At 44.6% G+C, this 7,969-nt stretch carries 8 protein-coding genes and 1 pseudogene; 5 read left to right on the forward strand and 4 right to left on the reverse strand.

What is annotated here, in order from left to right; all coding sequences use genetic code 11:
- Nucleotides 1-86: 86 nt before the first annotated feature.
- Nucleotides 87-737 (forward strand): annotated as a pseudogene (locus tag FHW89_RS29180) (mandelate racemase/muconate lactonizing enzyme family protein); the annotation flags it as partial.
- Between the two features lie 43 nt (nucleotides 738-780).
- Here FHW89_RS29180 and FHW89_RS29005 read toward each other — a convergent pair.
- Together FHW89_RS29005 and FHW89_RS20170 are read right to left on the reverse strand one after the other, a co-directional pair.
- The gene (locus tag FHW89_RS29005) at nucleotides 781-906 is read right to left on the reverse strand and encodes a hypothetical protein (RefSeq protein ID WP_256367809.1); all 126 of its coding nucleotides are present in this window, start codon (nucleotides 904-906) and stop codon (nucleotides 781-783) included.
- A 118-nt stretch (nucleotides 907-1,024) separates the two neighbouring features.
- Nucleotides 1,025-1,801 carry an NUDIX hydrolase gene (locus FHW89_RS20170; RefSeq protein ID WP_172336841.1) on the reverse strand — a complete coding sequence of 259 codons (777 nt, stop codon included), beginning with the start codon at nucleotides 1,799-1,801 and terminating at the stop codon, nucleotides 1,025-1,027.
- 140 nt (nucleotides 1,802-1,941) lie between these two features.
- On the opposite strand from FHW89_RS20170, the gene FHW89_RS20175 reads away from it, so the two are divergent.
- The 4 genes from FHW89_RS20175 (at nucleotide 1,942) to FHW89_RS20190 (ending at nucleotide 5,927) form a co-directional block, all read left to right on the forward strand.
- A complete protein-coding gene (locus FHW89_RS20175) occupies nucleotides 1,942-2,946 on the forward strand; it encodes a sugar phosphate isomerase/epimerase (RefSeq protein WP_172336842.1) in 1,005 nt (334 codons plus the stop codon).
- Between the two features lie 11 nt (nucleotides 2,947-2,957).
- Entirely contained in the window at nucleotides 2,958-4,715 is a 1,758-nt protein-coding gene (locus FHW89_RS20180; RefSeq protein WP_172336843.1) for a GMC family oxidoreductase, read from the forward strand.
- Between the two features lie 3 nt (nucleotides 4,716-4,718).
- Nucleotides 4,719-5,336, forward strand: a complete 618-nt coding sequence (locus FHW89_RS20185; protein ID WP_172336844.1) for a gluconate 2-dehydrogenase subunit 3 family protein — start codon at nucleotides 4,719-4,721, stop codon at nucleotides 5,334-5,336.
- 81 nt (nucleotides 5,337-5,417) lie between these two features.
- Nucleotides 5,418-5,927, forward strand: coding sequence for a GNAT family N-acetyltransferase (locus tag FHW89_RS20190; protein WP_172336845.1), 510 nt, complete (start codon nucleotides 5,418-5,420; stop codon nucleotides 5,925-5,927).
- 139 nt (nucleotides 5,928-6,066) lie between these two features.
- Here FHW89_RS20190 and FHW89_RS20195 read toward each other — a convergent pair whose 3' ends face one another.
- Together FHW89_RS20195 and FHW89_RS20200 are read right to left on the reverse strand one after the other, a co-directional pair.
- Nucleotides 6,067-7,437 carry a dipeptidase gene (locus FHW89_RS20195; protein ID WP_172336846.1) on the reverse strand — a complete coding sequence of 457 codons (1,371 nt, stop codon included), beginning with the start codon at nucleotides 7,435-7,437 and terminating at the stop codon, nucleotides 6,067-6,069.
- Between the two features lie 115 nt (nucleotides 7,438-7,552).
- The coding region (locus FHW89_RS20200; protein ID WP_172336847.1) for a hypothetical protein at nucleotides 7,553-7,969 on the reverse strand (417 nt) is incomplete at its 5' end.

The following is a 7,969-nucleotide window of genomic DNA, read 5'->3' on the forward strand; positions in this document are numbered from 1 at the left end:
TGGGTGGCGAACGCAGAGAAGTAGAATCGGACATCACCATTGGCATTGCCGGGCCGCATATGATGGCGCTTAAAGCGCTTGATTTTAAAGCAACCGGAGCTACTGTACTGAAAGTGAAACTGGGCAAAAATGCTGTGGAAGATGTGGAGCGCATCCGCCAGATCCGCGAAGCTATAGGTTCATATATCAGGATACGTATTGATGCCAACCAAGGCTGGAGTTTTGACGATGCTGTTTTTGCGCTGCAAGCTATGGGGCAATATGATATTGAATTTTGCGAACAACCCATGCGCACCTGGTACGATGATCGTTTGCCCCAGCTGATGCAACTATCGCCGGTGAAGATCATGGCCGATGAAGGCGTATACAATCATCATGATGCGCGTAAACAGATCAATAGTGGGTCCTGCCATTATATTAATATCAAAATGTCAAAATCGGGCGGGATATTGGAAGCGAAACAAATTCACGATGAAGCGGTTTCCAAAGGTATTGCCTGTATGATGGGGGGGATGCTGGAAAGCCGTATTGGCCTAAGTGCTAAACTGCATTTTGTATATGCCAGTCCAAATATTCAATTTTATGATATGGATACCTGTATGTTGGGGCATTTGGAAGACCCTTGTATTGGTGGCGTAAATTATGAAGGTTACCAGTTAAGTATAGGCGATGAGCCGGGTATAGGCGCTGATGCTAATGAGGCCTTTTTGGCCCGTTGCGAGCATTTTAAGATTTAGGCAATGGGGGCACGGCGTTTGCCGACAGCCCCATCGTGTGGTTTTATAACAAGGGCTTACGCTTAAATCGACTGGCGGTTTTTGCCGTTGTGATCTTTTCGGCTTTAGTGTTTTTAACTTCCCTTACTTCCTTTACGGCTTCGCCTTTTGATTTTTCCTTAGTTTCCATAATAGTATGTTTTATATATATGAATAATACTGCCTATCTGGTGCTTTTGTTTTACGTAAATATAAGGAAATGTGTCATATTATTGTATTTATTTAATGTGAACAAAACGTTGTCATATTTACGTCAAGGTTGTGCCGGTTTCCAGGGCCTTCGTGTATTTTTTCAAATCAAATTTGTATAAAAATGGTGCCCGGTGTGGGCCAATGTTTCGTTTCTCATTCAATTTTTTAATCAAACCTAAAAACACCAGCTTTTTAGGGAAATTCCGGATGTCCAGTTTTTTGCCTAACAGGGTTTCATAAACCGCGTGTATTTCGGTCAGGGTGAACTTAGCGGGCAGTAGTTTTTCGGCAATGGGATAATAATACAGCTGCGTACGCAGGGTATGCAATGAATCCTTAACCATTTGATCATGATCATATAACAGGGGAGGTATCTTGTCGATGTTAAACCAATTGCAAGAGTCAGAGAGCAGACCGGCCTTCGGTGTGACCAACGAAAAATCGGTAAGGGCGTAGTATCCCACAGAAATGGTCTGGTCTATCAACCAGCTATCTTTAATATAGGGTACGCCCACCTCTTTCGAGAATTTTTCAAAATCAAGTTCGTTCCATTTAATGCGGTCGGGATCGCCAAAGGTTTTATATTGTTTCAGGTAAAGATCCGTCAGACTTGTGCTTTCGGCCACAATGCGGTTGGCGGCCTCGTCCAGGGTTTCTGTACGTTTAATGTATCCCCCGGGAAGGCAGTAACCTCCCATTGCTTTATAACCCGACAATAATATTTTTAACTGGTGATCGTGGTAACCGAATATAGCAGCATCAATAGATATATGCGGCATGTAATGCTTATGCCCGTTGATAATAAAATCCTGTAGTTCACTGATGGAGTTCATAGTCTTAAAGTACGTCAAAATCGACCTAAAAGTAAAACTAATAAATTCTATTTGGTAAAATTTGAAAAATAGAATTTAAGCCATAACTTTATTGTGTAAAATTTACCAAATAGAAACCTTCTTTTACCATTAACCCGCTTATGACTTTAAACAGAAGAGATTTTATTACCCGTACCGCGATGGGCGCGGCGGGAATTAGTATAGCTGCTGCTATCCCGGATTTTTTGTATGCCAAGACAGAAAATACCGACAAGGAACTGTTTTTTAAACTGGCTTTATCACAGTTTTCGCTGGCGAGCCAGTTCTGGAGCAAAAAGCTCGACCCGCTCGACTTTCCGATGAAAACAAAAACTGCATTCGGTATTGAAGGGCTCGATTACTGCTCCATGTTTTTTGCTGATAAGGCAAAGGATAACACCTTTTTGAATGAGCTGAAAAAAAGATCGGCAGATAATGGCTGCTACAACCTGCGCATTATGGTTGATGGTGAGGGCGTACTGGGGCATCTGGATACCGCCGAACGCACAAAAGCTATCGAAAATCATTATAAATGGATAGATGCTGCCGCTCTGTTGGGCTGCCCCATGATCAGGGTAAATGTAGAAGGTGATGGCGCACCCGAAGAAGTATCTAAAGCCGCCGCCGATAGCCTGGCTAAACTTATAGCCTATGGCAGTAAAAGTAAGATAGATGTTATTGTAGAAAACCACGTAGGCATATCCTGTAACGGAGGCTGGCTGGCCGGGGTAATGAAAAGCGTTAACGATAAACACTGCGGCACGCTGGCCGATTTTGGTAATTTCTGCATCAACCGCACCAAACCCGAGGCGCAAACTATTGATGCCTATATGAAAACTAAATGCCTGGAAGAGTATGACAGGTACAAAGGGATCACCGAGCTGATGCCTTATGCGAAGGGTGTACATGCCAAAAGTCACACGTTTGATGCCGCTGGCAATGATACCGAAACCGATTTCTATAAAATGTTCAGTATTATCAAAAAGTCGGGTTTTAATGGTTGGGTGAGTATTGAATATGAGGGTGGTTTGTTTAAGATGTATGCGCCTCAAAGTAATTACCTGGATGATGATGCCGGTGTGCTGGCCACCAAAAAATTAGTTGAAAAGGCCGGTAAAACTGTTTAACCCATCCCAATATGAAAGATATTCAGATCAAAAAGTCGGCCGAGGTATATGATATAGTGATCATTGGCTCGGGCGCAGGCGGCGGCATGGCTGGTTATGTATTGGCTCACGCAGGTATAAAAGTACTGATGCTGGAGGCCGGGCCTTTTTTCGACCCAGCCAAAAATTCGGCACAATTGAAATGGCCCTATGAGTCGCCCCGGCGTGGTGGTAATGCCACACGGCCCATGGGCGATTTTGACGCCGCTTACGGTGGCTGGGACATCGAGGGGGAGCCCTATACCCAAAAAGGTGATACAGATTTTAAATGGTTCAGGGCCAAAATGCTGGGCGGGCGTACTAATCACTGGGCGCGTATATCTTTAAGGATGGGCCCTAAGGATTTTAAATGCTACAGCAGTTTTGGCGCAGGCGACGATTGGCCCATCACCTATGATGACATTAAACCTTACTATGATAAGGTCGACCGGCTCATCGGCGTGTATGGTAGCAATGAAGGATTAGAAAATGACCCCGACGGCATCTTTTTACCTGCCCCTAAACCTCGCCTTAACGAGTTGTTTGTAAAGAAAGCGGCTACTGGCCTGGGTATTAAAGTGATTGCTGGTCGGGGTTCGGTACTTACAGCGCCACTGCCGGGTAATAAGGATAGGGGAGCTTGCTTTTTTTGCGGGCAATGTAATCGCAGCTGTAAAATATATGGCGATTTTTCGGCATCCTCATGCCTGGTGATCCCGGCTATTAAAACGGGTAATCTTAAAGTAATTACTAATGCGGTAGTGCGGGAGATATTGACCGGAAGTGATGGTTTGGCAAATGGTGTATCCTATATTCTTAAGGATGATATGCAGGAGTACTCGGTAAAAGCCAAAACGGTGATCCTGGCGGCAGGTACCTGTGAATCGGCACGGATACTGCTCAACTCCAAATCGGCACAGCATCCCAACGGTTTAGCCAATAGTAGCAATGTAGTTGGTAAATATTTGCATGATTCCACACAGACGGGTGGCGCGGCTATTTTGCCCCAACTACTTAATCGCAAGCGGTTTAATGAAGATGGAGTAGGCAGCCTGCATTTATATGCACCCTGGTGGGGCGATCATAAAAAGCTCGATTTTGCCAGGGGGTATCATCTGGAGATCTTTGGCGGTATGATGATGCCATCGTACGGCGGGTATTTTGGTTTTGAAGGTACGCTGGTACCTTATATCAATGGGTATTTGCCCGGGGCCGATGGCAAGATGAAACCGGGTGGTGGCTTTGGGAAATCGTTAAAGGAAGATTACCGTCGCTTTTATGGTACGTTGGCCGGAGTAGGTTGTCACGGCACGGATATCGCCAAGGCAGATAACTACTGCGAGATAGATAATAGCGTGGTTGATAAATATGGTATTCCTGTATTGAAGTTCAACTATAAATGGGGCGATGAAGAGATAAAACAAGCCCGACACATGCAGCAAACTACTCAGGATATCATAAAAGCTATGGGTGGCATCCCTCTTGGGCAGCCTGCGGGCCCCGATAAAAAGTATGGATTGGATAAGCCAGGTAAAGGGATTCACGAGGTAGGAACTGTGCGCATGGGGGATAATGCCGATAAATCTGCATTGAATAAATGGTGCCAGGCGCATGATTGTAAAAATCTTTTTGTAGTGGATGGCGCCGCATTCACCCAACAATCCGAAAAGAATCCTACGTGGACTATCCTCGCGCTCTCGATGCGCACAGCTGAGTATATTTTGGATCAAAAACGAAAACTAAACGTATAAGTGATGAACAGACGAGAGAGTTTAAAAGCCATAGGTTTATCGGTATCAACGGTGGTGCTGCTGGATGCCTGCAAAACAAATCCGGATACCCCAACAGAAGATAGTAAAACCATAGTCGAGCCTGGTCGTCAGGCTTATGAAACGGAAAGGGATAAACACCTGCAGTCTGAAAAATACTTTACTGATCATGAGCTGGCTACGATAACCATACTGGCCGATATCATTATCCCTAAAGACGAACATAGCGGCAGCGCCTCAGATGCTAAAGTGACCGATTTTATAGAGTTCATCGTAAAGGACGAACCCGAACATGCTTTGCCCATGCGTGGCGGCTTACGCTGGCTGGATGTAAAGTGTTTGAACTTGTACGGTAGCGAATTTAAAAGTTGTACCCAGCAGCAGCAGGAAGCTATATGCAGCCAGATAGCCTATCCCATGTTGGCCAAGCCGGGTATGCTGCCGGGTGTAACTTTTTTTAATAAAATGCGTGAGTTGACTGCTATCGGTTTCTTTACCAGTAAGATCGGTATTGCTGATCTGGGCTATAAAGGGAACTCACCCGGTAAATGGGAGGGGGTACCTGCCGATGTATTAAAGCAGTATGGGTTGGAAGGTGTCTGAGTAATTTTATCCAGGAACGGGCTTGGATTGATGCTGACATAGTTTGTGTTAACTTTACCAGAGCAAAACATCTGCTTAGATATGAGTAATAATGAACTTACATTCAGGCTGGCCACCCAAGAAGATCTGGTCGATATTATAGCCATGCTTGCCGATGATACGTTGGGGATGGGAAGAGAGAAAGCAGGAGAGGTGATATCTGACAAATACATCCAGGCATTTGAAAAGATTCAGAGCGATCCAAACCAAGAACTGACGGTTGTTGAAATGAGGGGTGAGAAAGTGGCAACATTTCAACTGTCATTTATTCAATACCTTACCTATGAGGGCGGCTTAAGAGGACAGATAGAGGCGGTAAGAACCCATTCCAAATATCGTGGACAAGGCATAGGAACCAGGGTGTTTGAGTATGCTATCAACAGGGCAAAGGAAAAGGGTTGCCATATGGTGCAGCTCACCTCCGATAAAAAAAGGCCTGATGCTATCCGGTTTTATGAATCATTGGGTTTCGTCGCTTCGCATGAGGGGATGAAACTTAAGTTGGAAAAGGAATTTAAAAGTAAGACCTACGGAATTTTTGAAACTTCGTAAGTCTTTAAGGAGAAGTCCTTGTTCTTTGCTCCAAAAATCCTTTATCCCTATTTAAAAGCAAGCCTTACGAAGTTTTTAAAGCTTCGTAAGGCTTCAAGAAGGAATCCTTGTTCTTTACTCCAAAAATCCTTTACCCTAACTACTTGCTTAGCTCCGCGAAATATTTGTGGAACAATGGGATAGTTTCGATGCCTTTATAGTAATTGAAAATATCATATTTTTCGTTGGGAGAGTGCAATGCATCGCTATCCAACCCGAAACCCATCAATACGGTTTTAAGGCCAAGTTCAGCCTCAAACAAAGCAACAATAGGGATACTACCACCGCCACGCGTAGGAATAGGATCTTTTCCAAATGATTCGGCAATAGCTTTTTGGGCCGCACGATAAGCTACGCTGTCAGTTGGCGTTACAGCAGGTTCGCCGCCGTGATGTGGGGTGACTTTTACTTTAACGCTTGCCGGGGCAATGCTTAAAAAGTGTTTGGTGAATAGTTCGGTGATCTTTTCACTGGTTTGGTTAGGTACCAGGCGCATAGATATTTTAGCGCTTGCTTTTGATGGTAATACCGTTTTGGCACCTTCGCCGATATAACCACCCCAGATGCCGTTTACTTCCAGGGTAGGACGGGTGCCGGTGCGCTCAAAAGTGGTATAACCCTTTTCGCCCCAAAGTTCCTGTACATCCAGGTCTTTTTTATATTCAGCCTCATCATACGGCGCATTATTCAGCGCGGTACGTTCTGCAGGTGTAAGATCAACCACATCATTATAAAAGCCCGGAATAGCGATGTGATTATTTTCATCGTGTAGGGATGCTATCATTTTAGCCAGTATAGTAGCCGGGTTGGCCACGGCGCCACCATAAACACCAGAGTGCAGATCGCGGTTAGGGCCGGTTACCTCAACTTCCAGGTATGATAAGCCACGCAGACCTGTTTCTAAAGAAGGGTGCTCCATGCTGATCATCGAGGTGTCAGATATCAATACCACGTCGGCTTTCAAACGTTCCTTATTGGCTTTTACAAAAATGGCCAGGTTTGATGAGCCAACTTCTTCTTCGCCCTCGATCATGAATTTGATATTGCAAGGCACCGTATTGGTTTGCATCATCAGTTCAAATGCTTTTACATGCATATAAAACTGCCCTTTATCATCGCAGGCGCCACGGGCATATATTTTGCCATCGCGTACGGTAGGTTCAAATGGCGGAGTTTCCCAAAGCTCCAGTGGATCTGGCGGTTGCACATCATAATGACCGTATACCAACACAGTTGGTTTTGAAGGATCAATTATTTTTTCGCCGTAAACGATAGGATTGCCGGCAGTTGGGCAAACCTCTACTTTGTCGGCCCCGGCATCGCGTAGTTTTTGGGCTATGTAATCAGCGGTCTTTAAGACTTCGGGTTTGTATTTAGGATCGGCGCTAACCGAAGGAAAACGCAATAGTTCAAATAATTCGTCAAGTAAACGTTGCTTGTTTTCGTTTACATACTGTTTTATATGCTGCATAGTTATAGAATTTGCAGCAAATATATTGATGTTTATCGACTTAAAACAGCAACAGCTCATGCGGTTAGTCACATGAACTGTTATCCTATAATATTGGAGATATAAATCTCTGTAATTAGGCTGTAAAATCAGCCTGGCCTAAATCTTTCTTAGTGCCAGCAGCAAAATCAGCTTGTCCCAAATCTTTTTTAGTACCAGCGGCAAAATCAGCCTGACCTAAATCTTTCTTGGTACCGGCAGCGAAATCAGCCTGACCTAAATCTTTTTTGGTACCGGCAGCGAAATCAGCCTGACCCAAATCTTTCTTGGTGCCGGCAGCGAAATCAGCCTGACCTAAATCTTTCTTGGTACCGGCAGCGAAATCAGCTTGTCCTAAATCTTTCTTGGTACCGGCAGCAAAATCAGCCTGACCTAAATCTTTCTTGGTACCGGCAGCGAAATCAGCCTGACCTAAATCTTTCTTGGTACCGGCAGCAAAATCAGCTTGTCCCAAATCTTTCTTAGTGCCAGCAGCGAAATCAGCCTGACCTAA

Origin of the sequence: Mucilaginibacter sp. SG564, from assembly GCF_013149275.1 — a bacterium.
Classification (GTDB): Bacteria; Bacteroidota; Bacteroidia; order Sphingobacteriales; family Sphingobacteriaceae; genus Mucilaginibacter.

Excerpts from the sequence above, each read along its gene's own strand:
- FHW89_RS29005 (WP_256367809.1), bottom strand. The coding sequence starts at position 906 with ATGGAAACTAAGGAAAAATCAAAAGGCGAAGCCGTAAAGGAAGTAAGG.
- FHW89_RS20170 (WP_172336841.1), bottom strand. The coding sequence starts at position 1,801 with ATGAACTCCATCAGTGAACTACAGGATTTTATTATCAACGGGCATAAG.
- FHW89_RS20175 (WP_172336842.1), top strand. The coding sequence starts at position 1,942 with ATGACTTTAAACAGAAGAGATTTTATTACCCGTACCGCGATGGGCGCG.
- FHW89_RS20180 (WP_172336843.1), top strand. The coding sequence starts at position 2,958 with ATGAAAGATATTCAGATCAAAAAGTCGGCCGAGGTATATGATATAGTG.
- FHW89_RS20185 (WP_172336844.1), top strand. The coding sequence starts at position 4,719 with ATGAACAGACGAGAGAGTTTAAAAGCCATAGGTTTATCGGTATCAACG.
- FHW89_RS20190 (WP_172336845.1), top strand. The coding sequence starts at position 5,418 with ATGAGTAATAATGAACTTACATTCAGGCTGGCCACCCAAGAAGATCTG.
- FHW89_RS20195 (WP_172336846.1), bottom strand. The coding sequence starts at position 7,437 with ATGCAGCATATAAAACAGTATGTAAACGAAAACAAGCAACGTTTACTT.